The organism is Streptomyces sp. SAS_270, assembly GCF_052543295.1.
In genome coordinates this window covers 1-22,498 of the sequence record NZ_JBMNDS010000057.1, presented here as the reverse complement: position 1 = coordinate 22,498, position 22,498 = coordinate 1, and the positions used below count along the sequence as shown (strand labels likewise).

The following is a 22,498-nucleotide window of genomic DNA, read 5'->3' as shown; positions in this document are numbered from 1 at the left end:
TCAGAGCTTTCCGGCGCCCGCGCCGGACGTCACCGAGGCGACGACGGACGAGGCGGGCTCGGCGGTGTAGCTGTAGGGCGGGCTGGTGAACGTGCCCACCCGGGAGATCTCGGTGGCGGCTCCACCGAGGTCGTTGCCGCGGAGATTGGCGTAGCCGTCCACATCGCTGTCGCGGTTCGTGGTGACGGCGACCGCCGTGGAGCGGAACACGTTGTTCTCGACGAGCATCTGGGCGCCCATGCGCGGGTGCACCGCGGTCTCGGCCCCGACGACGTAGTTGTCGTAGAAGTGTCCGGTGCCGAACCGCAGGCTGGGGATGCGGGAGTTGACGTTGTTGAACCAGTTGTGGTGGTACGTCACCCGCAGATGCCCGGTGTCCTCGCTCGCGTTGTTGTCGCTGTGGCCGACGAGCGAGCCCTTGAAGTGGTCCTTGAAGGTGTTCCAGGACACCGTGACGTAGTCGGAGCCGTGATTGATGTCGAGCAGACCGTCGTAGTAGTCCTTGTCGTGGTTGCGGTCGGCCGAGAAGGCGTTGTGGTCGATCCACACCTTCGTCGACGCCTGGACGGTGATGCCGTCGGCCGGCGCGACCGGCTTGCTGATGTTCAGGTTGCGGACGACGACGTTGGTGACCTTCTTGAGACGCAGCCCGCCGCCGGTGAACCCGGACGACGAACCGACGCCCAGAACTGTGGTGTTGGAGCCGATGTCGACCTGACCGCTCAGCGAGATCAGGCCGTTGACCTTGACGACCTTCGCCGTGTTGCCGGTGACCGCGGTCTTGAACGCGGCCAGCGTGCTGACCGTGACGGAGGACGCGCCGCCCCCGCCGGTGGTCCCGGCGCCGAAGCCGATCGGCGCGGTCTCGGCGGCTCCCGCGCTCTGCGGGAGGACGAGGGCCGTGCCGACAGCCAGGGCCCCGGCTGCGGCTGTCGCCAGGACCAGCCGGCGGGAGCGCTTCCGTGGGGGGAGGTGTGGGGGGAGAGTACGCATGCGGGTGTGTCCCTTCGGGGGGAATCCGTGGGTCATATTCGCGAACGACGTACGCCATGTTGAACTTCGCGCGACATGCAAGCGACACCCAAGAACGGGGTGCGACGAGACTGGGGTGTGCACTCCCCAGGTGATGCGGCTCCGAGATCTCATATCTCGTACATGCGATGACGTACATGAGTCACGCTGCTGAACGGGAACGTAAGGGGCAAGCGCTTTCTAGTCAACGCTTCGCGCAGAACACATCCGGCCAACTCCCGTACCGGACGGCGCCGATGGCCCCGCCTCCTGCGCCGCCGATGCCACAGCGCCTCACCCGGGAAACGGCAAACGGCAAGGGGATCTCCGTCAGCCGGTGAAAGGCATCGCCGTCGCCCCGGGCGGCATGTTGTACGGAGTGACCACCTGGATCGCCGAGGGGAGGAAGGGCCCTTCGTCGGGCAGCGCGTGGTGGGCCCGCATGATCGTCTGACAGGCCCGGCGCATGTCCTGCCGCAGGTCGTGGTGGAGCACGGCGGACAGCCGCCCCTCCCCGAGCAGCCGGAGGTTGTCATGGTCCAGGTCGTGCGCGACGAAGACGTGGAGGTCGCGGCCGAGCGCGTCGAAGGCCTCGACGGTCGCCGCGTTGCCACCGCCGATGGAGTAGACCGCGTTGATCTCCGGGTCCTGTTCGAGGGCGGCCAGGACGAGTTCGCGCTGGGTGGCGTCCAGTCCGTCGCTGCCGGTGACCTCGACCAGGCGCCGCGCGGGCGCCGCGTCGCGCAGGGCGCCGCGAAAGCCCATCTCCCGCTCCTCCTCACCGCGGAAGAAGCCGCGGCTGACCGTGGTGAGCACGCTGCCGGGACGGTCGCCGAGCCACTGCCGCACCAAATAGGCCGCGGTGGCGCCGGCCGCCCGGTTGTCGATGCCCACGTAGGCGAGCCGCGCGCTGCCCGGCAGATCGGTGACCAGGGTGACCACCGGGATGCCCATGGCCACCAGCCGCCCGACCGCCGCGGTGACCTCGGGCAGGTCGGGCGCCTTGAGGATCACTCCCTGGGTGCCGCGCCTGGCGATCTTGTCCAGGGCCCTGATGAGCTCCGCGACGGGTCCGGTCTGCCGGAAGTGGAATCGTGAGCGCACGACGGCGGGGTGCAGGGACGGCAGTTCCGCCTCCAGGGCGTCGCGCACCGCTGCGGAGAACCGGTCCGGTGTCTGCATCACGATGTCGACCATGAACGTACGGCCCCCGATGCGCACCTGGGTGCGCTGGCGGTCCAGGTCGTCGATGGCTTGGCGCACCTCGCGGACGGTGCTCTCCCGTACGCCGCCCCGCCCGTTGAGGACCCGGTCGACGGTGGCCTGGCTCAGGCCGGCCTGACGGGCGATCTCCCTGATCGGATACGGGTGTGCCATGGCTGCGTCCTGGACTTCGTTGAGGGGTTTTTGATGGACTTGCGTGCATTGAATGAGGGGCTCGAGGTCATGAGACTGGCACATGACCGAGTCTTTCGAAAGGATTCCTGATGTCTGCGAACGCCCCGGGAGCGCGGACCTGGCTGACTGACGCGGACTGCCGTCTCGACGACTTCCGCGCGCTGGTCGAGCAGCGCACCGAGCCGCACGCCTATCCCGCCGCCCAGGCGGTCGAGCAGAACGTCCTGCTCTACGACAGTGACCGGATCCGTGAGTCCGTCGTCACCGCGTCCGGCCGCCGGGCGGTCCAGGACGAGTTCGTGCGCGCCCTGCTGGACGGGCCGGGCATCGTGGTCCTCAAGCGGGCGTTTGCGCAACCCGCGGTCGTGGACCGGGCCACCGACGTCTTCGAGGCGCTGATCGAGGAGGAGCGGGCGACGGGCGGGGCCCGCGGCGACCACTTCGCCAAGCCGGGGGACAACGACCGGGTGTGGGGAGCTCTCGACAAACTGGCGGCCCGCGCGCCCGACGTGTTCGCCGACTACTACGCGAACGACATGACGGCGCTGCTGGCCGAGGCCTGGCTCGGCCCCGGCTACCAGGTGACCTCGCAGGTCAACGTCGTCAACCCGGCAGGAGCGGCGCAGCGCCCGCACCGCGACTACCACCTCGGCTTCCTCTCCCAGGAACAGGCGGCGGCATATCCGGCCCATGTGCACCGGCTCTCCCCCGTCCTGACGCTCCAGGGCGCGGTGGCGCACTGCGACATGCCCGTCGAGTCCGGCCCGACGCTGTACCTGCCGCACTCGCAGAAGTACGAGCCCGGCTATCTCGCCTGGCGGCGCCCCGAGTTCATCGAGTACTTCGCGGACCGTCACGTGCAGCTCCCGCTGGACAAGGGCGACGCCGTCTTCTTCAACCCGGCGCTCTTCCACGCGGCCGGTCACAACCGCTCAGCCGGCATCCGACGCATGGCGAACCTCCTGCAGATCTCCTCCGCCTTCGGCCGGGCGATGGAGAGTGCCGACCGGGAGACGACGGCGAACGCGCTCTTCCCGGTCCTGCTGCGCCGCAAGGACGAGGGCGCCGACGAGGGGTGGCTGCGCCGGGTGGTCGCGGCCTGCGCCGAGGGCTACCCCTTCCCGACCGACCTGGATCTCGACCCGCCGGTCGGCGGACTCGCGCCGCCGTCCCAGGCGGACACCGTATTGCAGGCCGTCGCCGAGGGCTGGACCCCGCAGCGGCTGCGTCAGGAACTCAGAGCCGGCGCCGCGCGCCGCACGAACTGAAGGAGCCAACACCCATGGGACTCCAGGGACTTCTGCGGGACAAGGTCGTGCTCGTCAACGGCGGCAGCCAGGGCGTCGGCGCGGGCATCGTGCGGGCGGCCGTACGTGAGGGCGCGACCGTCGCCTTCACGGGGCGCCGCGCCGAGGTCGCCGAGCCGCTGACGGCGCGGACCGGCGCTCTCTTCGTGCGGGCCGATCTTTCCGATCCCACGCAGGCCCAGGGCGCCGTCGAGCAGGTCGTGGCCGCTCATGGGCGGGTCGACTGCCTGGTCAACGCGGCGGGTCTGACCTCGCGCGGTTCGCTCCTCGACACCACGCCGGAGCTGTTCGACGCGCACATCGCGATCAATCTGCGGGCGCCCTTCTTCGCGATGCAGGCGGCGGTCCGGCATCTGGTGGACCGCGGAGCGCCGGGCACGATCGTCAACGTCATCACGTCCTCCGAGCACGGCGGGCAGCCCTTCCTCGCGCCGTACGTCGCCGCCAAGGCCGGACTCGCGGGCCTCACCCGCAACGCCGCGCACGCCCACCGCTGGGACCGGATCCGGATCAACGGCCTGAACATCGGCTGGACCGAGACGGAGGGCGAGGACGCCATCCAGCGCGCGTTCCACGGCGCGGGCGACGACTGGCGGGAGAAGGCGGCGAAGACCCTGCCGATGGGGAAGCTCGGGCAGGTCGACGAGATCGCCGACTTCGTCGTACTCCTGCTCTCCGACCGCAGCGGCGTGGTGACCGGCTCGGTCATCGACTGGGACCAGAACGTCGTCGGCGGACTCGACTGACCCGCGCGAGCGGGCGTACAAGATCCACTCCCCCACACACCCTCCCTCCCCTGGGCTCGAAGGAGCAACTTCTCATGCGTATCGGCATCCTGGGACTCGGCCGGATCGGCGCCTTCCACGCCTCGACCCTCGCCGGGCTCGACGCGGTGGACTCGCTGGTGGTCACGGATCCGGTGGCGGCGGCCGCCGCTTCGGCAGCCGAGCGGTTCGGGGCGAAGGCGGTCGACTCCCCCGAGGCGCTGTTCGCCTCCGGGGTGGACGGCATCGTGATCGCCGCGGCCACCGACGCGCACCCGTCACTGATCCTCGCCGCCGTACGAGCGGGGGTACCCGTCTTCTGCGAGAAGCCGGTGGCGCGGACCGTCGAGGAGAGCCTCGATGTGCTGCGCGCTGTCGAGGACAGCGGGGTCGAGGTGCAGATCGGCTACAACCGGCGCTTCGACGCCGGATGTGTGGCCGCGCGCAAGGCGGTGGTGAGCGGTGAGCTCGGTCCGCTGCACACCGTCCGCTCGACCACGCTGGATCCGGCGCCGCCGCCGGCCGCGTACATCGCCGTGTCGGGCGGCATCTTCCGGGACTGCAGCGTGCACGACTTCGACATCGTGCGCTGGGTCACCGGCCGGGAGGTCACCGAGGTGTACGCGGCGGGCGGCAACCGCGGCGCCGAGTTCATCGCGGCCGCGGGCGACGTCGACACGGCGTCGGCGGTGCTGACGCTCGACGACGGTACGCTCGCCGTCATCTCCAACACCCGCCACAACGCGCGCGGTTACGACGTACGCCTGGAACTGCACGGTATGAAGGACAGCATCGCCGTGGGCCTGGAGGACCGGCTGCCGCTGCGCTCCGTGGAGCCGGGCGTCACCTTCCCCGCCGGCACGCCCCACACCTTCTTCATGGACCGCTTCGCCGACGCCTACCGCGCCGAGCTGACCGCGTTCACCGAGGTGGTCGCGGGCCGCTCCGCCTCGCCGTGCACGGTGGCCGACGCCGTCGAGGCGAGCTGGATCGCGGAGGCCTGCACCCTGTCGCTGGCGGAGCACCGTCCGGTCCGGCTGGAGGACGTCCGCAAGGGGTGACACCCACCGTCGCCTCGACGGCCGAGCGCCCCAACGCCCTGTTCGTTCACAGGCGTTGGGGCGTTCGCGTGTGCGTTCTCAGTCGGCCTGCGAGATGTCGGCCGACGAGATGCGGATGCCCACCGTGCCGCTCTCCCCGCGCCGCAGACGGCTGCCGAGAAGGGTGAGGCGGCCGAGGAGACCGTACTTGCGGGCGAGGAGCCGGCGGTACTCGGCGGTCTCGGCCGGGCCGAGGATCTCGGCCCTGGCCGGGACCGGGTCACCGGTGGGGTTGCCGCGCAGGTCGCAGGGGCCCACGAGGACGTCGGGCCGGTTGCGGATCCGCTTCACCTTCCAGGAGTCCGCGGCGGACCAGACGCCCAGAGCCGCGCCGTCGCGGACCACCCACACCGGCGTGGCGACGCCCGTGCCGTTCTTGCGGTAGCTGGTGATCAGCAGGTACTTGCCCGACCCGAGCGTGTCCAGCGTGGTCTCGTTCATGGCCGGAGTCTAAGCGCCCGGGCTCGTAGGCCCGGGCCCTCGGTCAGGTACAGCGGGGAACACCGGGGTCAGGACAACTGGCCGTCGTAGTCGGGCAGCTTGAAGGTGCGCTCGGCGTGGCCGCCGACCAGGTCGGACCCGTTGTTGCCGATGTTGGCGATGATCGTGTAGCCGAGGGACTCGATCTTCGCCCGCTCGCCGGTCTTGTAGGCGCTGACCTCGTCGAACAGGTCGGGCAGGTCACGGGCGTACAGGCCGGAGACCGGGTAGCCGACGGTCTTCAGGTTCCACTTCGTCTCGGCGGCGATGATGCCCGGCCGCGCGGTGACGAAGAAGATGGCGACGCCCCGGGAGGCCGCGTACTTGGCGAGCGCGAGGGACGGCTTGAGGGCCGGGGTGGGGAGTTGGTACCAGGGGTGGAAGTCGGTCTCCAACGTGGTGTTGTCGATGTCGAAGACAAGGGCGAGCTTCTGGCCGGACGCCTGCGCGGTGCGCTGCGCGACGTAGGGCGTGGCCTGGTCGATGACGGCCTGGACGTCGCCCTGCCAGGTGGCGTAGTCGACGTCGGCGCTCTGCGTCGCCGTCGCGCTCGCCGCGATCTCGGCCGGGGCCGCCGCGGCGGTCCCCGCTGCGGCGGTCCCCGCTGCGGTGACCGTTCCTCCGATCCCCAGCGCCACGACCGCCGAGACCGCGCCGATACGGCGCCCCACACCACGTCCTGTCATTACCGTCCCCTTCTCAGGCCTGCTCAGGTCTTCGCAGGTCTTCGCAACGTCTTCGCACGGCGAAGCGGCGAGGTGTTTTTCGAACGCCCCCCGCGCACGTCATGTTCACGCCCAAGGATGTACGGAAGGCGGCGCAAAAGTTACCCCTCGGTAGTGACTTTCTGCCGCTGATTGTCGGCCGCGACGAGATCGCGACGCGGGGTGGCATGCGTGGGCGTCCCGTGTGAGCCTTGGCACGCGGAAGGCGGGCCGCGGTACCGGTACAAAAGAGGAGAGGCGGCTGCAATGGGTGCACCGAACATCGTGATCGTGGGCGGCGGATTCGCCGGAGTCGAGACCGCGCGGGGGCTGGAGCGCTCGCTCTCCCCCGGCGAGGCCCGGGTCACCCTGGTCAGTCCGACGGGTTATCAGCTCTATCTGCCGCTGCTTCCGCATGTCGCCTCCGGCGTGGTCACCCCGCAGTCCGTGGCGCCCTCGCTGCGCCGGATCCTGCGCCGCACGGAGTTGCTGCCGGGTGGCGTGGTGGGCGTGGATCCACAGTCCAAGGTCTGTGTCGTACGCAAGATCACCGGCGACCTCGTCGACCTGCCCTACGACCACCTGGTGCTCACCCCGGGCAGTGTGACCCGCACCTTCGACATCCCCGGTCTGCAGGACGAGGCACGGGGGATGAAGACGCTGGCGCAGGCGGTGTATCTGCGCGACCACGTGATCGCGCAGCTCGACCTGGCCGCGGCCACCTCGGACGAGGAGGAGCGGGCGGCGCGACTGCAGTTCGTGGTGGTCGGCGGCGGCTACGCGGGCGCCGAGACCGTGGCCTGTCTGCAGCGCCTCACCACCGCGGCGGCCAAGCGCTACCACCCCCGCATCGATCCCTCCCTCGTCAAGTGGCACCTGGTCGACGTCGCCCCCAAGCTGTTGCCGGAGCTCGGCGACAAGCTGGGCGCGACCGCGCTGCAGATGCTCAGCAAGCGCGGGGTGGAGATCTCCCTCGGCACGTCCGTCGCCTCCGTCACCGAGGACAAGGTCACCCTCACCGACGGCCGCGTGCTGCCCTCGCGGACGCTGGTGTGGACGGCCGGTGTCGCGGCGAGCCCGCTCGTCGACTCGCTGGGCGCCGAGACCGTGCGCGGCCGGATCGTCGCCGAGCCCGACTTCAAGGTGCCGGGCCTGGACGGGGTGTTCGCGTTGGGCGACGCGGCCGCCGTGCCCGACCTAGTCAAGGGCGACGGCTCGTACTGCGTGCCGACCGCCCAGCATGCCGCCCGGCAGGGACGGCACGCGGCGAAGAACCTGACGGCGCTGCTGCGCGGGCAGTCCACGACGCCGTACAAGCACAAGGACCTCGGCCTGGTCGTCGACCTCGGCGGCCACGACGCGGTGTCCAAGCCGCTCGGCATCGGTCTCAAGGGCCTGCCCGCGCAGGTCGTGGCCCGCGGATACCACCTGTACGCGCTGCGCACCGGGGCGGCCCGGTTCCGTACCGGTGCCAACTGGTTCCTCAACGCGGTCGCCGGCAACGACTTCGTGCGCACCGGCTTCCTCGCCGACCGGCAGGGAACCCTGCGGGACTTCGAGAACACCGATGCGTATCTGTCGCCGAAGGAGGTCGCGGCCCGCACCCGCGCCGAAGACGGGGAGAGCTGACCTCAGCCCGCGGCGGGGCTCCCCAGCAGGGCGAGGTAGCGGCGGGCGAAGAGGTAGGCGTCCCCGGGCCAGCGTGCCGAGAGGTAGTGGCCGTCCTCGACGACGAAGGCGTGCGTGTCGTCGGAGGCGGTCCCGCGCCGGGTCAGGGTGCGCGGGCCCCGGTCGAACTGGGCGTCCGGGGCGCCGAGGACGGACCTGACCTCGTCCTCGACGTAGGCGGGGTAGGTCCGGTAGTAACGGCCCAGACGCCAGGCCGTGGTCAGGTAGGCCGTGCGTTCCATGTACTTGGGCAGGCAGGTGGTGCGCCGGTCGGCCAGCACACTGCGGCCCGTCGCATGGTCATGGGAGCGGGCGAGGACGAGGACGCCGTGGCAGATCGCACCCACGGGCCGCCCAAGTGCCCAGAAGCGGGTGACCTGTTGCTGCAGGGACGCCGAGCCGAGGTACTGGCGCATGCCCGGTGCGTGGCCGCCCGGCAGCAGCAGTCCGTCGAACTCCTCGACCTTCACGTCCGCCCAGGAGACGGTGGCGGTGAACTCCGGTGAGGCCGTGAGCTCCTGGTAGAACCGCCGGGGTTCCTCCTCGGCGCCGAGTTGCCCGAAGAGCACGCCCGTCAGCAGGCGCGGATCCGCCGCCGGCCTGCTGCCCGCCCGCTCGGTGGCGAGGACGACGTCGTGGCCCGCGTCGGTGAGAAGCCGCCAGGGCACGGCCACTTCGGTGACGTCGAAATCGCGGTCGGGGACCGGCATCAGCACTCGCATGGGCACATGATGGCAGGCGGGCCGGCAGGGGGATGCCGTTCGTGGCCACAGCCAAGGGCGGGCCGTGACGGCTCGCCCGGCTCAGCCGGATGTCCCGGCCGCAAGAACTCCGGCTGGGCGAGGCGTCCTTCGTCCGGGGCGACGACCGCGGCGGGATCCTGCTCGACAGGGCAATCACTCCCCCAGGGGCGCAAGCAGCAACTCGGCCGTCTAGATTGCCGGTTGACACCGTATTTCAGGACCTCATCGCAACTCCAGGAGCTGAACCCGTGACCGAGAACCCGGCAGCCGCGGAACACCCCTCCGAGTCGGTACGCAGCCGCATCATCACCACGCAGCCGCACACGGCCCGGATATGGAACTACTGGCTCGGCGGCAAGGACAACTACGAGGTCGACCGGGCGGCCGGGGACCAGATCCGTCAACTGCACCCGGGCATCGGCGACTACGCGCAGGCGGACCGGATGTTCCTGGGCCGGGCCGTGCAGCACCTGGTCGCCGACCGCGGCATCCGCCAGTTCCTCGACATCGGCACCGGTCTGCCGACCGCGGACAACACGCACGAGGTGGCCCAGCGGCTCGCCCCGGACGCGCGGATCGTGTACGTCGACAACGATCCGCTGGTGCTGGCGCACGCCCGCGCCCTGCTCACCAGCACTCCCGAGGGCAGCACGGACTACCTCGACGAGGACCTCCGCAATGTGGACGCCATCCTCGAACACGCCTCCAAGACCCTAGACTTCAGCCAGCCGATCGGCCTGGTCCTCCTGGGCGTCGTCATCTTCATCGGCGACGACGAGGAGGCGTACTCCATCGTGCGACGCCTGCTGGACGCCCTGCCGTCGGGCAGCCACCTGGTCCTCTCCCACACGATCACCAGTCCCGAGATGCCCGACGTGGACGCCGCCGTCGCGTTCTGGAACGAGCACGGCACCCCCAAGCTGACCCAGCGCACCCCCGAGGCGGTCACCCGCTTCTTCGACGGGCTCGAACTCCTCGACCCGGGCGTCCTCTCCTGCTCCCGCTGGCGCCCCGGGAACACCGGTGGGGCCGAGCCGGACGAGGTCGCCATGTTCGGCGGGGTGGGCCGCAAGCTCTGACGGCGGACGCCGTCGATGTGCGGCGTTTCCCAGTGAACGCAGTGGCGTCACCGCACGTAAGGGAGAAGGGTGCTCAAGACCGGGGCCCCTGCGGTGGTGACGCCGTGCAGTTCGGCTTCGGGAGCCATGAATGAGGCACGCACGACGACGGATCGTCCGACGGGGGGCGCGATTCGCGGCCGTCGGCGGACTGCTCTGCGGAGGGCTGATGGTGACGCACGCGATGGCGAGCGAACCCTCCGACACGTCGCGTGCCACGGCGAGTTCCGCCCAGGCCGCCGGCTCCACGGGGAGCGGCCTGGTCACGCGTCTGGGCGCCAACCGCACCGCGGGCAGCTGGATCGCCACCGACGGCCGGCCCGTGGTCGCGGTGACCGACGCGGGCGCCGCGGCCGAGGTGAAGAAGGCGGGGGCCCGCGCCAAGGTCGTGGACCACAGCATGGAGGACCTCAAGTCGGCGACGCGGACACTGAGTTCGGCGCCGCGGGTGGCGGGCACCGCCTGGGCCGTGGACTACACCCACAACGAGGTGGTCGTGCAGGCCGACAGCACGGTCTCCGCCTCCGACTGGTCGAAGCTGACGCAGGTGGCCGACGGCATCGGGGGGTCGGTGCGCATGGAGCGCACCCAGGGCACGTTCACCACCCGGCTCAACGGCGCTCAGCCGATGTTCTCGACCGGGGGGCGGTGCTCGGCGGGCTTCAATGTGACCAACGGCCAGAACGCGTTCATCCTGACGGCCGGGCACTGCGGTCCCGCGGGGTCCATCTGGTTCGCCGACAACCAGGGTTCCCAGCAGTTGGGCCGGACCATCACGCAGGCCTTTCCCGGCAACGACTTCTCCCTGATCCAGTACGACAGCGGGCAGGCCGGCGCCGGGAGCAACGTCGTGGCCATCGGTGGTGGTCAGGGCGTGCGGATCATCGGTGCCGCCGATCCGACGGTCGGCCAGCGGGTCTTCCGCAGCGGCAGCACCAGCGGCATGCACGACGGCAAGGTGACCGCCCTCAACGCGACGGTGAACTATCCCGAGGGGACCGTCACCGGGCTCATCGAGACCACCGTGTGCGCGGAACCCGGGGACAGTGGGGGCCCGTTGTTCTCCGAGGGGATCGCGCTCGGCGTGACGTCGGGCGGCAACGGGGACTGCAGGACGGGCGGTACGACGTTCTTCCAGCCGGTGACCAAGGCCATGAGCACGCTCGGCGTCCAACTGGCCGGGCTGCCGCAGGCCTCCGCGAACTCCGGCAACGCCGCGGCCTCTCCGGCGCCGTCGGCCGCACAGGGTTCGGCCATCGCCCCGAGTTCGGTCGCGCCCGGATCGGTCGAGGCGGTCGGCAGTTCCGGGACGGCGCAGACACTGGTCTCGCAGCTGACGGACCCGAAGAACATCGGTCCGGGCCTGCTGGTCATCGCGGGAAGCCTGGTCGCCCTGGTGGCCACGCGGTACATCCGCACGGAGCAGGAACGCAACCGCTATCGCCGTGCCTTTTCCCAGAGTTGGGGGTGAGGGGCGGGCGAGCGAGGGATCTCCGCGGGGCCGGGTTCGGTGGTCGCGAAGCCGGGACGGTCGGTTGGCGGAGATCCGGGGCCGAGGGCGGCCGGAGCGGGGCTCCGCCCCGCGTCACGCCGCCTTGGTGGGGCGAGGAGAGGCCGCCGCCCATTCGGTGACGAGCTGCTGGTACTCCCGCCGCTCATCGATGTTCAGCGTCCCGCCCGCGCGGAACCACAGGGCCCGGATCTCCTCGTTGACCTCGGCTGCGGAACGCTCCGAAGTGGATTCAGGAGTGATGGACATGGTGTGAAGCATACGGGGATCGACGTGAAGGCGCTGTGAGTAATCGTACGTCTCAGGACATTACGGACCGTGAAGCTGATCACTCCCGATCATCACCGCGCGGCGGGAGCCGAGTTCAGTCCTCGGCGGATCCCAGTACGAGCACCTGGATCGCCAACACGGCCGCTCCGCGCGCCCAGTCGTGGAAATCGGACACCTTGGTCTCCAGGGCGACCGGGGCGGCCAGCGGGTGCCGGTGCGCCCGGACGGTCTCCTGCACCGTCCGGCCGGCCACGTCCATGAGTCCGACGCCCTCTCCGGCGAGCAGGATCTTCTGCGGCATGGCGAAGTTGGCGATCTGCGCGACCAGCGTGCCCAGGGCGCGTGCCGCCTCGTCGACGACGCGCAACGGCATGGGTTCCCCGGCGGCGGCGAGGGCGAGGATCTCCTCGTAGGTCCGGTCGATGCCGGTGGCCGCATGGACCTGGTAGCGGATGTTGGGAATGGTCAACAGCGAGACGGCGCTGCCGCGTTCGCCATCGGGCGTGAGCGGTCCGTGGGGGCTGAGGATCCAGTGCCGGCCGAAGCCGCGGTCCTCCTCGGCGCAGGGCACCCGGGTGCCGCCCAGCACCAGTCCGTAGCCGATGCCCGCACCGATGGTGAGGACGACGAAGCGGTCGAGGCCGCGGCCTGCGCCGAACCAGCTCTCCGCCTCCACGAGCGCGGCGACATCGTTCTCGACGACCACGGGCAGCCCGGTGCGCTGCTCCACGAGGTCCGCCAGGGGGACGTCGCGCCACCCCAGGAAGGGGGATTCCCCGACGACGGCCCGGTCCTGGACGAGTCCGCCCACTCCGATGCCGATCCCGGCGAGCCGGGGGTGTGCGGCGGCGAGTTCGGCGGTCATCTCTCCCAGCAGGTCGACCACTTCGGCCGGGTCGTGCGTGGCGAGCGGGCGGTCGCACCGGGCGACGATCTCGCTTCTGAGGGTGGTGACGACGCCGTAGACCATGTCGTCGGTGATCTTGAAGCCGATGAAGGAGCGCGACTCCGCGACGACGTCCAGCGGCTGCGAGGGGCGGCCCTGCCGGGTTTCGGCCAGGGCGCCGCCTTCGGGGACCTCGACCAGCAGGCCGGACTCGATCAGCGGCTTGGTCAGCCTGGTGAGGCTGCCCGCCGAGAGGTTCAGCCGTCGCGCGAGTTCGGTACGCGACAGCGGGCCGTGGACGAGCACCTCGATCGCCACCGAGCGCTCCCCGGGACTCAGCGGCAGCCAGGACGCGGCACGTGTGGTCATGAGGGTCAGACTGCCACGATTTCTTTCGTCATGGAACTAAGAAGTACCGAGGAAAGCAAGGAAGGCCATCCAAGGTGGCGCTAGCGCGCTCGAAAAAGAAGTGTGCACGACTCTTGACGCCAGGATTCTTTCGCCGCAAAAGTAAGTGACCCGAGGACGAGCCGCCGCCGAGGGAGTCTCCCCATGACCGTCGCCTCCAACAGTCCCCCGTCACATCTGCCGCTGCACGACGCCGCGGGGGCCCAGCCCAAGCCGAGGACACGCAGCGTCCGAGCGGGCTCCGAGCACGGCGACGGGGCGCTCGCCGCGCTCTTCATCGCCCCGGCCATGCTGGGCTTCCTGGTGTTCCTGCTCTGGCCGACGCTGCGGGGCATCTACCTCAGCTTCACCCGCTTCAACCTGCTCACCCCCGCGCAGTGGGTGGGCCTCGACAACTACGTGCGGATGGTGCACGACCCCATCTTCTGGGACTCGCTCACCGTCACCGTCGAGTACGTCCTCATCAACATCGGCGTGCAGACGGTCTCCGCGCTCGCCATCGCCGTGCTGCTCCAGCGGCTCACGCAGTCGGCGGTGCTCCGCGGGATCGTGCTCACGCCTTACCTGATGTCGAACGTCGTCGCCGGCATCGTATGGCTCTGGATCCTCGACACCCAGCTCGGCATCGGCAACGAGGTCATCGGTGCGCTGGGCTTCGACCGCATCCCGTTCCTCGCCGACGACACGTGGGCGATCCCGACGATCGCCCTGATCAACGTGTGGCGGCACGTCGGTTACACCGCACTGCTGCTGTTCGCCGGTCTGCAGGCCATTCCGAACGAGATGTACGAGGCGGCGAAGGTCGACGGGGCGAGCGAGTGGCGGATGTTCCGTCGGATCACCATGCCGTTGCTGCGGCCGGTGCTCGCGGTCGTGCTGATCATGACGGTGATCGGTTCGTTCCAGGTGTTCGACACGGTCGCGGTCACCACCCAGGGCGGTCCGGCCAACGCGACCAACGTCCTGCAGTACTACATCTACGGCTCGGCCTTCGGCCGCTTCCAGTTCGGCTACGCGTCCGCGATGTCCGTGGCCCTCCTCGTCGTGCTCAGCGCGATCACCTTCGTCCAGTACCGGCTCACCCGGGCCGGGCAGACCGACCTCGGCTGACCGGAAGGAGTCGACATGACTGCCGTGACCGCAACGACGCCGCCGACACACATACGTCCGCTCAGGCGCCGCCCCTCCCTCGGCCGGATCGCCGCCTGGGTCGCGATGGGCGCGATCGTGCTGATCACCCTGCTGCCGTTCTACTGGATCCTGCGCACCGCGCTGTCCTCCAACGCCGGCCTCAACGCCGATCCCACCGATCCGCTGCCCGTGGACCTCACCGGCTCCGGTTTCGCCCGCGCGCTCGGCCTGCAGTCCACCAAGGAGGCGATCGCCGAGGGCGGCGCCGGCGGCGGGCTGGTGTTCTGGCGCTACCTGCTCAACTCGATGATCGTCTCGACACTGATCACCGTCTGTCAGATCTTCTTCTCCTCGATGGCCGCGTACGCCTTCGCCCGGCTCCGCTGGCGCGGCCGCGACAAGGTCTTCGGGCTCTTCCTCGCGGGGCTGATGGTGCCGGCCATCTTCACCCTGCTGCCGAACTTCGTGCTGATCAAACAACTCGGCCTGGTGGACACGCTGTTGGGAATCTCCCTGCCGACGATGTTCATGACCCCCTTCGCGGTGTTCTTCCTGCGACAGTTCTTCATGAACGTGCCCCGCGAGGTCGAGGAGGCCGCACTTCTCGACGGAGCCGGGAAGATCAGGATCTTCTTCCGGGTGCTGCTGCCGATGGCGTCCACTCCGGTCCTCACGCTGGCCGTGCTGACGTACATCACCTCGTGGAACGACTACTTCTGGCCGCTGATGGTGTCCTACAGCGACAGCTCGCGCGTGCTCACCGTGGCGCTGGCCGTCTTCCGGGCACAGGTTCCGCAGTCCGGCGTCGACTGGTCGGGGCTGATGGCGGCGACACTCATCGCCGCCCTGCCGATGCTGGTGCTCTTCGGGGTCTTCGCGCGCCGCATCGTCGGCTCCATCAGCTTCACGGGCATCAAGTAAGGGGACGGAATGCGAAATCGTACGCGTACGGTCGTGGCGTTGACCGGAGCGCTGGCGCTGTCCCTGGTGAGCGGGTGCGCGAAGGGCGGCTCCGCCGGATCGTCCGCCGACACGGTGACGTACTGGCTGTGGGACGCCAACCAGCTTCCCGCCTATGAGGCCTGCGCCAAGGGCTTCGAGCGGCAGAACCCCGGACTGCACGTCAACATCACGCAGTTGGGCTGGGACGACTACTGGACCAAGCTGACCGCGAGCTTCATCGCGGGCACCCAGCCGGACGTGTTCACCGACCACATCCAGAAGTTCGGGCAGTTCGCCGATCTGAAGGTGCTGGAACCGCTCGACGACCTGGGCATCGACGACTCCGCCTACCAGCCGGGCCTCGCCGCCAACTGGATGGGCCAGGACGGCCACCGCTACGGCGCCCCGAAGGACTGGGACACCGTCGCCCTCTTCTACAACAAGAAGATGACGCAGACGGCCGGGCTGTCGGCCGGGGACCTCAACGACCTCTCCTGGAATCCCCAGGACGGCGGCAGCTTCGAGAAGGCGATCGCCCACCTCACCGTCGACCGCAACGGCAAGCGCGGCGACGAACCCGGCTTCGACAGGCACCACGTCAAGGTGTACGGCCTCGCCACCAACGGCGGCGGCGACGGCGACGGACAGACCCAGTGGAGCACCTTCACCGCCTCCGCGGGCTGGACCTACACCGACAAGCAGCGCTGGGGCACCACCTACCGGTACGACGACAGGACCTTCCAGGCCACCGTCAAGTGGTACTTCGGCCTCGCGAAGAAGGGATACATGGCGCCCTTCACCGACTACAACTCCCAGTCCAACCAGGCCAATACGCAGGTGGCCGCGGGCAAGGCGGCGACCGCGTTCGACGGCGCCTGGATGATCTCCACATACGCGGGCTTCAAGGGCATCCGCACGGGCACCGCCGTCACACCCCTCGGCCCGACCGGCAAGCGGGCGACCATGATGAACGGCCTCGCCGACTCCGTCACCCGGCACGCGCGCAACAAGCAGGGCGCCAAGAAGTGGGTGAACTACCTGGCGTCCGACGCGTGCCAGAAGACCGTGGGCAGCTACGGCATCGTCTTCCCCGCCACCCCGGACGGCACCGAGGCCGCGGTGGCCGCCTACAAGAAGAAGGGCATCGACGTCACGGCGTTCACCGAGCCGGTCGCCGACAAGAAGGACTTCACCACCTTCTCCTACCCGATCACCAACTACGCGGCGGACGTGTACGCGTTGATGCACCCCGCCATGCAGGACATCTTCGCCAACGGCGCGTCCGTGAGCGGTCTCGACAAGACCAACAGCCAGATCAACCTGATCCTCGACCAGTGAAGGGCACGCCTTCCATGACGTTCTCCCTCGGCATCGTCGGCGCCGGCCAGTTCTCGGGCCAGTTCGCCAAACTGTTCCTCGCTCACCCGGGAGTCGGCGAGGTCCATGTCACCGACCTCCTCCCGGACCGGGCCGAGCAACTCGCCGCCGCCGAAGGCCTGTCCGGGACCTTCCCCACGTACGAGGCGATGCTGGAGTCGCCGGCGGTCGACGCGGTCGCGATCTTCACGCAGCGCTGGACGCACGGCCCGCTGGTGCTCCAGGGCCTCAACGCCGGCAAACACGTCTACTCGGCCGTGCCCATGGCGATCAGCACGGACGAGATCGCGGCGATCATCGACGCCGTCAAGGCGACTGGGCTGACGTACATGATGGGCGAGACCAGCCAGTACAACCCGGCGACGGTGCACGCCCGCAACCAGATCGCCGACGGCGCCTTCGGGCGGCTCTTCTACGCCGAGGGCGACTACGTCCACGACATGGACCTCGGGTTCTACGAGGCGTACCAGTACAGCGGCGGCGAGGACTGGAAGGCGACCGCCAGCTATCCCCCGCTGCTGTACCCGACGCACTCGGTGGGCGGGGTGCTCGGCGCCTGGCAGACCCATGCGACGAGCGTGTCGGCGATCGGTGTCGTCGACGAGCGCGGCGACGGCGTCTTCGACAAGGACGTCAGTCAGTTCGGCAACGACTTCTCCAACGCGACCGCACTGTTCGAGGTGGCGGGTGGCGGAGCGTTCCGTACCAACGAGTTCCGGCGGGTCGGCTATCCCTCGCAGATCCGGGAGTCGCGTTTCCGGTTCTTCGGGACGGACGCCAGCATGGAGCAGCTCGCCACGGTGGCGCTGTGGCAGGACAAGAAGGGCGTGCAGGACATCAGTGAACTGCTGGAGCCCAAGGCCACCCTGGCTCCTGACGATCCGTCACTTCAGCACATCGCGCCCGCACTCCGGGCCGCCTTCACCTCCGGATCGGCTCCGGTGCACGACCGGGCCCGGCTTCCCCGGGAGTTCGACCACCTGCACAACGGCCACGAGGGCAGCCACCACTTCCTGGTGGACGACTTCGTGACCGCGGTCAACACCCGCACCCTGCCGTCCGTGAACGCCTGGGTTGCCGCCCGCTACACCCTGCCGGGCATCGTCGCGCACGAGTCCGCGCGGCAGGGCGGGGCGAGGCTGGAGATCCCGGACTTCGGGGACGCGCCTCGGGCATAGCGCTCCGAGGTCCTCGGCGACGCCTGCTGCGGTGACCGGTCGTCACGGCAGCAGGCGTCGCTCCTTGGCGACCGACACCGCCGCGGCTCGCGTCTCGACGCCCAACTTGCCGTAGATCCGGCCCAGATGGGTCTTGACCGTGGCCTCACTGATGAACAGGGCCCGGGCGATGTCCCGGTTGCCCAGGCCGAGGGCCAGTTGCCCGAGGATGTCGCGCTCACGGTCGGAGAGGGCGGGCCGGGGACTGCGCAAGTGGGCCAGTACGCGGTCGGCGACCGGCGCGGACAGGGCGGTTCGGCCGGACGCGGCGTTGCGGATCGCGGCGAACAGCTCCTCGGGGCGCTCGGCCTTGAGCAGGTACCCGGTGGCGCCCGCCTCGATGGCGCGGGTGATGTCGGCGTCGGTGTCGAACATGGTGAGCACCAGCACCCGCGTTCCCGGCGCGGCGGAATCCCCCTCCCCGGGTGACGTCAGGTGCCGGGTGGCCGTCACACCGTCCATGCCGTCGCCGAGTTGAAGATCCATGAGTACGACGTCGGGCCGCAGCCGGGCGGCCATCGCGAGCGCCTCCTCGCCGCTGCCCGCCTCCGCGACCACCTCGAAGCCGTCGGTGCTCGACAGCAGCGCGCGCAGCCCCGCGCGTACGACGACGTGGTCGTCGCACAGCAGCAGACGGATCGGAGCGGGGCTTTCGGGGCAGGTCATGGGCCGGTCTTCCTCACGGGGTCGGGGTGAGCGCAACGGCCACCGAGACGACGGTGCCCTCACCCGGTGCGGACTCCACGGTGAGCGTGCCGCCCACCTGGTGTGCCCGGATGCGCATGGCGGGCAGGCCGTGGCCGCGCGCTCGGTCGGGGGCGGTGGCGGGGCCCGGGGTGCCGCCTGGGGTGAAGCCCCGGCCGTTGTCGGCGATGTCCAAGGAGATCTGGTCGTGCAGCCAGGTCAGGGTCAGTGCGGCCCGGGTCGCCGCGGCGTGTTCGCGCACATTGGCCAACGCGCCCTGGGCGATGCGCAGCAGCGCTCCCTCGACGCGCTCCGGCAGGGGGCTCGGGGCGCCGTCGAGCCGGAACGCGACCGTCAGTCCGGCGCCGCTCTCGCGGTCGGCCAGTGCGCTCAGCGCTTCGGCCAGGGTGTGCCCGGCGAGGTCGGCGGGGGCCAGGTCGTGGACGAACCGGCGGGCCTCGGTGAGGCTGCGCGAGGTGATCTCGGCCGCGTCCCGGACATGCCCGCGGGCCGTGTCCGGGTCCGCCCGCCAGACGCGTTCGGCGGCCTGCAGCAGCATCCACTGGCTGGACAGGCCCTGCGCGAGGGTGTCGTGGATCTCCGTGGAGAGCCGCTGGCGCTCCGCGAGGATGCCGGCCCGCCGCTCGGTGGCGGCCAGGTCGCGGCGGGTGCGGACCAGGTCGCCGATCAGGGCGCGCTGCCGGGCGGCCTGACGTTGCAGATGGACCAGCACGGCGGTCGCGACGGCGGCGATGGCGGGCGGCGCGACCACCATGTTGGGGTTGAGCGTCCCGTCCGACACCCGTATCTCGGAGGCGACGACCAGCGCGGTGAGGACGCCCACCACCGGCACCGCGATCCGCGCCGGGAGCGCGTGCAGCCCGGCGAAGAGCAGGGGCATCGCGCACCAGGTCGCGCTCGGCGCCAGCGCGAGGAGCACGATCCAGACCGCCGACACCGCGCCCAGCCAGGCCAGGTGCCGGGCGGTGGGGCGCGCTCCGGGGCGCGGCGCGGGTGCCAGCCACTGGCCGAGGACGTAGAGCAGCCAGAAGACGGCGAACAGCGCGAGGACCCATGCCGTACGGGTGTCGGTGGCGTCGCGGGTCAGGAAGCGGGCCAGCGAGGAGCCGAGCAGCAGGAAGAACGCGGCGTGCATGACCAGGGTCAGCCAGCGCCGGTCGGGATCGGCGGGGTGGGACGAGTGGCCGTCGCCTTCGCCAGGGGCGACACCCATCGCCGTCACCGTCCGGGCGTCCGGCGTCGGGGCCGTGCGTTCACCGTGGAGCGCGGACAGCCCTTTCATGTCCTCACCCGTCCGTTTCTCGCGGTCCGTTGCGCCATGCCTGGCGTGCCTACCGCCTCCGGCGCGCCACCGCAACCTCCGATCGGCTGACAGCGCCGTCCACCGGTCCGCGTCCGTATCGCACCCGGTCGGCAGCGCTCGTCGCCTGCCCGCGCGACCAGGCTGGGAACACCTCCTGCGCGGCGCGGCGGCACGACCGCCGCGACGGCACGAGGCGTTTCGCACAGGACACGAGAGGACTCCGCGTGCCGGCCAAGAACGTCACCGTCAACCGAGCCGCCCTCGGGCATCGCATCGCCTACGCGCTGCGTCACCCGCGCAGGGTGCCGCGCCACATGTCCCGGGCCGCCCGGGACGCATGGTTGCGCTGCCGCCGCCCGGACCACATCGCGTACTACCGCGCGGTGATGCGCTCCGACACCCGCGCCGACCCCGACGCGGCGGTCGGCAGCAGCAGCCGCGAGCGGTGGCTGGCGCTGGGCGCGATGCAGTTCGACTACCTGGTCGGCCACGGGCTGCGCCCCGAGCACCGGCTGCTGGAGATCGGGTGCGGCAATCTGCGCGCGGGCTGGCGGTTCATCCGGCATCTGGAGGCGGGGCACTACTACGGGATCGACATCTCCCCCGACATTCTCTTCGCCGCCCAGGACACCGTCGTGGAGATGGAGTTGCAGAAACGGCTGCCCACGCTGACGCCGGTCCGCGACCTCACCCTGCGCTTTCTGCCCGACGCCCACTTCGACGTGATCCACGCGCACAGCGTCTTCTCGCACTCCCCGCTCCCGGTCATCGAGGAGTGCCTGGCCGAGGTCGGCCGGATACTCGCACCCGGCGGCTGGTTCGATTTCACCTTCGACCGCACGGAGGGCGAGGAGCACCAGGTGCTGCGGGAGGACTTCTACTACCGCACCGGGACACTCCTCGCGCTCGCCGACAAGTACGGCCTGGCCGCGCGCTTCATGGACGACTGGGAGGAACTGCCGCACGGCCAGTCCAAGATCCGCGTCACTCACGGTCCCGCCCACGAGAGCAGCAGCGAACGGCCCTGATGATCAGGTGCCGGGCTTGCGGCCGTACACGAACACGTCGTCGCCGGTCTTCAACAGCGACCAGTACTTCTTGGCGTCGGTCTTGGTCATGTTGGTGCAGCCGTGCGAGCCCGGCGGGTTCCACATGCTGACGCCGACCGAATGGAAGGCCTGGCCGCCGTCGAAGAACTGGCTGTAGGGCATGGGCACGTTGTAGAGGCTCGACACGTGGTCGATGTCGCGCCAGTAGATCTTCTTGAGGCCGGTGCGGGTCTCGTAGCCGTTACGGCCGGTGCGGACCGGCACCGGCCCGTAGACGAGCCTGCTGCCGTCCTGGATCCAGCTGAGCTGGAGCGTCAGGTTGACGCAGGCGATGCGGCCCTTGTTGACCGGGCACGTGCCGGCCCTGTTGGGGTTGGTCCCCACGGCCTTCTGCTTGTTCATGAGGTCCATCACGCCCCAGGTGACGGAACCCGCGTAGCCGATGTTCGGGGTGATGCCGTGCTTGGTCTGGAAGGCCTGGGTCGCCCTGCAGTCGGCGGTGGACTGCCTGCCGTCGACCGGTCGGCCGAGGAACTTCTCCACCTGCTTCTGGTACGGACCGGCCTGCGTCGTACAGCTCGCGGCCTGCGCGGGCGCGGCGCCCAGTGCGAGAGTGAGCGGTGCGATCAGTCCGGTGATCCCGAGTGCGACGGCACCCCGTCTGCGTATGTCCCCCATGGCCGGGCCTCTTCCTCTACGTGTCCGCGCTTCTTGCGGATTCCGCCAGCTAGACCGGCGTCGGGGGCCACGGGTTGTAGGGCTGCGGAGGCTGCGACGAAACGGTGACATTCGCGGAACCCCGGCGCCCGGCAGGACTCGGCGCGACCTCGCCGGTTGCCCGGCGGCCGGACCGAGTCCTGCCGAGTACTGCCGAGTCCCGACCGGAGGCCGGTGCGGACTCAGCCGCCGCTCTTGCGTCGGAACGAGCGCTGGCTCGAAGCGGGGCCATGCGTGCCGCGGATCTTCGACGAACCGGTGTTCGCGGCCTGGGCGGCGTCCGCCTGCATGCCGCGCTTGCGCGCCAGTGCCTCCCGGAACTTGCGCTTCAGGTCGTACTCACCGTTTTCGTCGGGCGCCAGAGCAGGCTTCTCGGCGTCGGCGGACTCCGAACCTTCTTGCGATGCAGACTCTTCGGCCATGGTGACCTCCTGGGTTCGGGCAGTGGGAACCACAGCTTGTCATGCCGCGCCCCGCGCCGGACGCCACCGTCCGGCCCCGCCGGTGACCACCGGCAGCCCAGGCCCCTGGCGCCCCGAGCCCCCAGCCGCTAGCGCAACAACCCCACCGCTCGCGTCAGCACCTCCGGCGTCGCCGTGAACGGCAGCCGCAGGTAGTGCGCCAGGGTCGTCCGGTCCGCGGCGAAGGTCGGCCCGGGCGACACCGCCAGTCCTCGCCGCGGGGGGGGCG

At 70.2% G+C, this 22,498-nt stretch carries 22 protein-coding genes; 11 read left to right on the top strand and 11 right to left on the bottom strand.

Going from position 1 to position 22,498, the window contains the following annotated elements:
• Positions 1-993: a pectate lyase family protein gene (locus ACN6LB_RS30765; protein ID WP_445028716.1), complete on the bottom strand. Its 993-nt coding sequence runs from the start codon at positions 991-993 to the stop codon at positions 1-3.
• Between the two features lie 348 nt (positions 994-1,341).
• Complete coding sequence (locus ACN6LB_RS30760; protein ID WP_445028715.1) at positions 1,342-2,388, bottom strand: LacI family DNA-binding transcriptional regulator; 1,047 nt, start codon at positions 2,386-2,388, stop codon at positions 1,342-1,344.
• Between the two features lie 110 nt (positions 2,389-2,498).
• On the opposite strand from ACN6LB_RS30760, the gene ACN6LB_RS30755 reads away from it, so the two are divergent.
• From ACN6LB_RS30755 to ACN6LB_RS30745, 3 genes are all read left to right on the top strand, one after another.
• Positions 2,499-3,677: a phytanoyl-CoA dioxygenase family protein gene (locus ACN6LB_RS30755; RefSeq protein ID WP_445028714.1), complete on the top strand. Its 1,179-nt coding sequence runs from the start codon at positions 2,499-2,501 to the stop codon at positions 3,675-3,677.
• 14 nt (positions 3,678-3,691) lie between these two features.
• Entirely contained in the window at positions 3,692-4,462 is a 771-nt protein-coding gene (locus ACN6LB_RS30750; RefSeq protein WP_356139858.1) for an SDR family oxidoreductase, read from the top strand.
• A gap of 74 nt (positions 4,463-4,536) precedes the next feature.
• On the top strand, positions 4,537-5,541 hold the full coding sequence (locus ACN6LB_RS30745; RefSeq protein ID WP_445028713.1) for a Gfo/Idh/MocA family protein: 1,005 nt from the start codon (positions 4,537-4,539) through the stop codon (positions 5,539-5,541).
• A 78-nt stretch (positions 5,542-5,619) separates the two neighbouring features.
• On the opposite strand, the gene ACN6LB_RS30740 is transcribed toward ACN6LB_RS30745, so the two are convergent.
• Positions 5,620-6,021, bottom strand: a complete 402-nt coding sequence (locus tag ACN6LB_RS30740; protein WP_445028712.1) for a PPOX class F420-dependent oxidoreductase — start codon at positions 6,019-6,021, stop codon at positions 5,620-5,622.
• Positions 6,022-6,089: 68 nt separating this feature from the next.
• Positions 6,090-6,746, bottom strand: coding sequence for an HAD family acid phosphatase (locus ACN6LB_RS30735; RefSeq protein WP_445028711.1), 657 nt, complete (start codon positions 6,744-6,746; stop codon positions 6,090-6,092).
• Between the two features lie 285 nt (positions 6,747-7,031).
• On the opposite strand from ACN6LB_RS30735, the gene ACN6LB_RS30730 reads away from it, so the two are divergent.
• The gene (locus ACN6LB_RS30730; RefSeq protein WP_445028710.1) at positions 7,032-8,393 is read left to right on the top strand and encodes an NAD(P)/FAD-dependent oxidoreductase; all 1,362 of its coding nucleotides are present in this window, start codon (positions 7,032-7,034) and stop codon (positions 8,391-8,393) included.
• A gap of 2 nt (positions 8,394-8,395) precedes the next feature.
• On the opposite strand, the gene ACN6LB_RS30725 is transcribed toward ACN6LB_RS30730, so the two are convergent.
• Positions 8,396-9,154, bottom strand: coding sequence for a type 1 glutamine amidotransferase domain-containing protein (locus ACN6LB_RS30725; protein ID WP_445028709.1), 759 nt, complete (start codon positions 9,152-9,154; stop codon positions 8,396-8,398).
• 269 nt (positions 9,155-9,423) lie between these two features.
• Here ACN6LB_RS30725 and ACN6LB_RS30720 point away from each other — a divergent pair, with 269 nt between their 5' ends.
• Together ACN6LB_RS30720 and ACN6LB_RS30715 are read left to right on the top strand one after the other, a co-directional pair.
• Positions 9,424-10,254 carry an SAM-dependent methyltransferase gene (locus ACN6LB_RS30720; RefSeq protein WP_445028708.1) on the top strand — a complete coding sequence of 277 codons (831 nt, stop codon included), beginning with the start codon at positions 9,424-9,426 and terminating at the stop codon, positions 10,252-10,254.
• A 130-nt stretch (positions 10,255-10,384) separates the two neighbouring features.
• A complete protein-coding gene (locus ACN6LB_RS30715; protein ID WP_445028707.1) occupies positions 10,385-11,764 on the top strand; it encodes a S1 family peptidase in 1,380 nt (459 codons plus the stop codon).
• 114 nt (positions 11,765-11,878) lie between these two features.
• On the opposite strand, the gene ACN6LB_RS30710 is transcribed toward ACN6LB_RS30715, so the two are convergent.
• Together ACN6LB_RS30710 and ACN6LB_RS30705 are read right to left on the bottom strand one after the other, a co-directional pair.
• Complete coding sequence (locus ACN6LB_RS30710; RefSeq protein ID WP_356139850.1) at positions 11,879-12,064, bottom strand: hypothetical protein; 186 nt, start codon at positions 12,062-12,064, stop codon at positions 11,879-11,881.
• A gap of 103 nt (positions 12,065-12,167) precedes the next feature.
• Complete coding sequence (locus tag ACN6LB_RS30705; RefSeq protein ID WP_445028706.1) at positions 12,168-13,328, bottom strand: ROK family protein; 1,161 nt, start codon at positions 13,326-13,328, stop codon at positions 12,168-12,170.
• 183 nt (positions 13,329-13,511) lie between these two features.
• On the opposite strand from ACN6LB_RS30705, the gene ACN6LB_RS30700 reads away from it, so the two are divergent.
• From ACN6LB_RS30700 to ACN6LB_RS30685, 4 genes are read left to right on the top strand one after another with little or no spacing between them, the layout of a single operon-like run.
• A complete protein-coding gene (locus tag ACN6LB_RS30700) occupies positions 13,512-14,477 on the top strand; it encodes a carbohydrate ABC transporter permease (protein ID WP_445028705.1) in 966 nt (321 codons plus the stop codon).
• Between the two features lie 15 nt (positions 14,478-14,492).
• On the top strand, positions 14,493-15,419 hold the full coding sequence (locus ACN6LB_RS30695; RefSeq protein WP_356139847.1) for a carbohydrate ABC transporter permease: 927 nt from the start codon (positions 14,493-14,495) through the stop codon (positions 15,417-15,419).
• A gap of 9 nt (positions 15,420-15,428) precedes the next feature.
• A complete protein-coding gene (locus ACN6LB_RS30690) occupies positions 15,429-16,778 on the top strand; it encodes an ABC transporter substrate-binding protein (protein WP_445028704.1) in 1,350 nt (449 codons plus the stop codon).
• A 14-nt stretch (positions 16,779-16,792) separates the two neighbouring features.
• The gene (locus ACN6LB_RS30685; RefSeq protein WP_445028703.1) at positions 16,793-17,995 is read left to right on the top strand and encodes a Gfo/Idh/MocA family protein; all 1,203 of its coding nucleotides are present in this window, start codon (positions 16,793-16,795) and stop codon (positions 17,993-17,995) included.
• Between the two features lie 42 nt (positions 17,996-18,037).
• Here ACN6LB_RS30685 and ACN6LB_RS30680 read toward each other — a convergent pair whose 3' ends face one another.
• Together ACN6LB_RS30680 and ACN6LB_RS30675 are read right to left on the bottom strand one after the other, a co-directional pair.
• The gene (locus tag ACN6LB_RS30680) at positions 18,038-18,700 is read right to left on the bottom strand and encodes a response regulator (RefSeq protein WP_445028702.1); all 663 of its coding nucleotides are present in this window, start codon (positions 18,698-18,700) and stop codon (positions 18,038-18,040) included.
• Positions 18,701-18,713: 13 nt separating this feature from the next.
• On the bottom strand, positions 18,714-19,952 hold the full coding sequence (locus ACN6LB_RS30675) for a sensor histidine kinase (protein WP_445028740.1): 1,239 nt from the start codon (positions 19,950-19,952) through the stop codon (positions 18,714-18,716).
• A gap of 314 nt (positions 19,953-20,266) precedes the next feature.
• Between ACN6LB_RS30675 and ACN6LB_RS30670 the strand changes: the two genes are divergently transcribed.
• The gene (locus tag ACN6LB_RS30670; RefSeq protein WP_445028701.1) at positions 20,267-21,070 is read left to right on the top strand and encodes a class I SAM-dependent methyltransferase; all 804 of its coding nucleotides are present in this window, start codon (positions 20,267-20,269) and stop codon (positions 21,068-21,070) included.
• Between the two features lie 3 nt (positions 21,071-21,073).
• On the opposite strand, the gene ACN6LB_RS30665 is transcribed toward ACN6LB_RS30670, so the two are convergent.
• Together ACN6LB_RS30665 and ACN6LB_RS30660 are read right to left on the bottom strand one after the other, a co-directional pair.
• Positions 21,074-21,769 (bottom strand): L,D-transpeptidase, encoded by a 696-nt coding sequence (locus tag ACN6LB_RS30665; protein ID WP_356139842.1) that lies wholly within the window; start codon positions 21,767-21,769, stop codon positions 21,074-21,076.
• A gap of 221 nt (positions 21,770-21,990) precedes the next feature.
• Positions 21,991-22,230 carry a DUF5302 domain-containing protein gene (locus ACN6LB_RS30660; RefSeq protein ID WP_445028699.1) on the bottom strand — a complete coding sequence of 80 codons (240 nt, stop codon included), beginning with the start codon at positions 22,228-22,230 and terminating at the stop codon, positions 21,991-21,993.
• Positions 22,231-22,498 lie beyond the last annotated feature (268 nt).

What these genes read in the sequence shown, in the direction of transcription:
- ACN6LB_RS30765 (WP_445028716.1), bottom strand. Translation starts at nt 993, where the DNA reads ATGCGTACTCTCCCCCCACACCTCCCCCCACGGAAGCGCTCCCGCCGG.
- ACN6LB_RS30760 (WP_445028715.1), bottom strand. Translation starts at nt 2,388, where the DNA reads ATGGCACACCCGTATCCGATCAGGGAGATCGCCCGTCAGGCCGGCCTG.
- ACN6LB_RS30755 (WP_445028714.1), top strand. Translation starts at nt 2,499, where the DNA reads ATGTCTGCGAACGCCCCGGGAGCGCGGACCTGGCTGACTGACGCGGAC.
- ACN6LB_RS30750 (WP_356139858.1), top strand. Translation starts at nt 3,692, where the DNA reads ATGGGACTCCAGGGACTTCTGCGGGACAAGGTCGTGCTCGTCAACGGC.
- ACN6LB_RS30745 (WP_445028713.1), top strand. Translation starts at nt 4,537, where the DNA reads ATGCGTATCGGCATCCTGGGACTCGGCCGGATCGGCGCCTTCCACGCC.
- ACN6LB_RS30740 (WP_445028712.1), bottom strand. Translation starts at nt 6,021, where the DNA reads ATGAACGAGACCACGCTGGACACGCTCGGGTCGGGCAAGTACCTGCTG.
- ACN6LB_RS30735 (WP_445028711.1), bottom strand. Translation starts at nt 6,746, where the DNA reads ATGACAGGACGTGGTGTGGGGCGCCGTATCGGCGCGGTCTCGGCGGTC.
- ACN6LB_RS30730 (WP_445028710.1), top strand. Translation starts at nt 7,032, where the DNA reads ATGGGTGCACCGAACATCGTGATCGTGGGCGGCGGATTCGCCGGAGTC.
- ACN6LB_RS30725 (WP_445028709.1), bottom strand. Translation starts at nt 9,154, where the DNA reads ATGCGAGTGCTGATGCCGGTCCCCGACCGCGATTTCGACGTCACCGAA.
- ACN6LB_RS30715 (WP_445028707.1), top strand. Translation starts at nt 10,385, where the DNA reads ATGAGGCACGCACGACGACGGATCGTCCGACGGGGGGCGCGATTCGCG.
- ACN6LB_RS30710 (WP_356139850.1), bottom strand. Translation starts at nt 12,064, where the DNA reads ATGCTTCACACCATGTCCATCACTCCTGAATCCACTTCGGAGCGTTCC.
- ACN6LB_RS30705 (WP_445028706.1), bottom strand. Translation starts at nt 13,328, where the DNA reads ATGACCACACGTGCCGCGTCCTGGCTGCCGCTGAGTCCCGGGGAGCGC.
- ACN6LB_RS30700 (WP_445028705.1), top strand. Translation starts at nt 13,512, where the DNA reads ATGACCGTCGCCTCCAACAGTCCCCCGTCACATCTGCCGCTGCACGAC.
- ACN6LB_RS30695 (WP_356139847.1), top strand. Translation starts at nt 14,493, where the DNA reads ATGACTGCCGTGACCGCAACGACGCCGCCGACACACATACGTCCGCTC.
- ACN6LB_RS30690 (WP_445028704.1), top strand. Translation starts at nt 15,429, where the DNA reads ATGCGAAATCGTACGCGTACGGTCGTGGCGTTGACCGGAGCGCTGGCG.
- ACN6LB_RS30685 (WP_445028703.1), top strand. Translation starts at nt 16,793, where the DNA reads ATGACGTTCTCCCTCGGCATCGTCGGCGCCGGCCAGTTCTCGGGCCAG.
- ACN6LB_RS30680 (WP_445028702.1), bottom strand. Translation starts at nt 18,700, where the DNA reads ATGACCTGCCCCGAAAGCCCCGCTCCGATCCGTCTGCTGCTGTGCGAC.
- ACN6LB_RS30675 (WP_445028740.1), bottom strand. Translation starts at nt 19,952, where the DNA reads ATGGGTGTCGCCCCTGGCGAAGGCGACGGCCACTCGTCCCACCCCGCC.
- ACN6LB_RS30665 (WP_356139842.1), bottom strand. Translation starts at nt 21,769, where the DNA reads ATGGGGGACATACGCAGACGGGGTGCCGTCGCACTCGGGATCACCGGA.
- ACN6LB_RS30660 (WP_445028699.1), bottom strand. Translation starts at nt 22,230, where the DNA reads ATGGCCGAAGAGTCTGCATCGCAAGAAGGTTCGGAGTCCGCCGACGCC.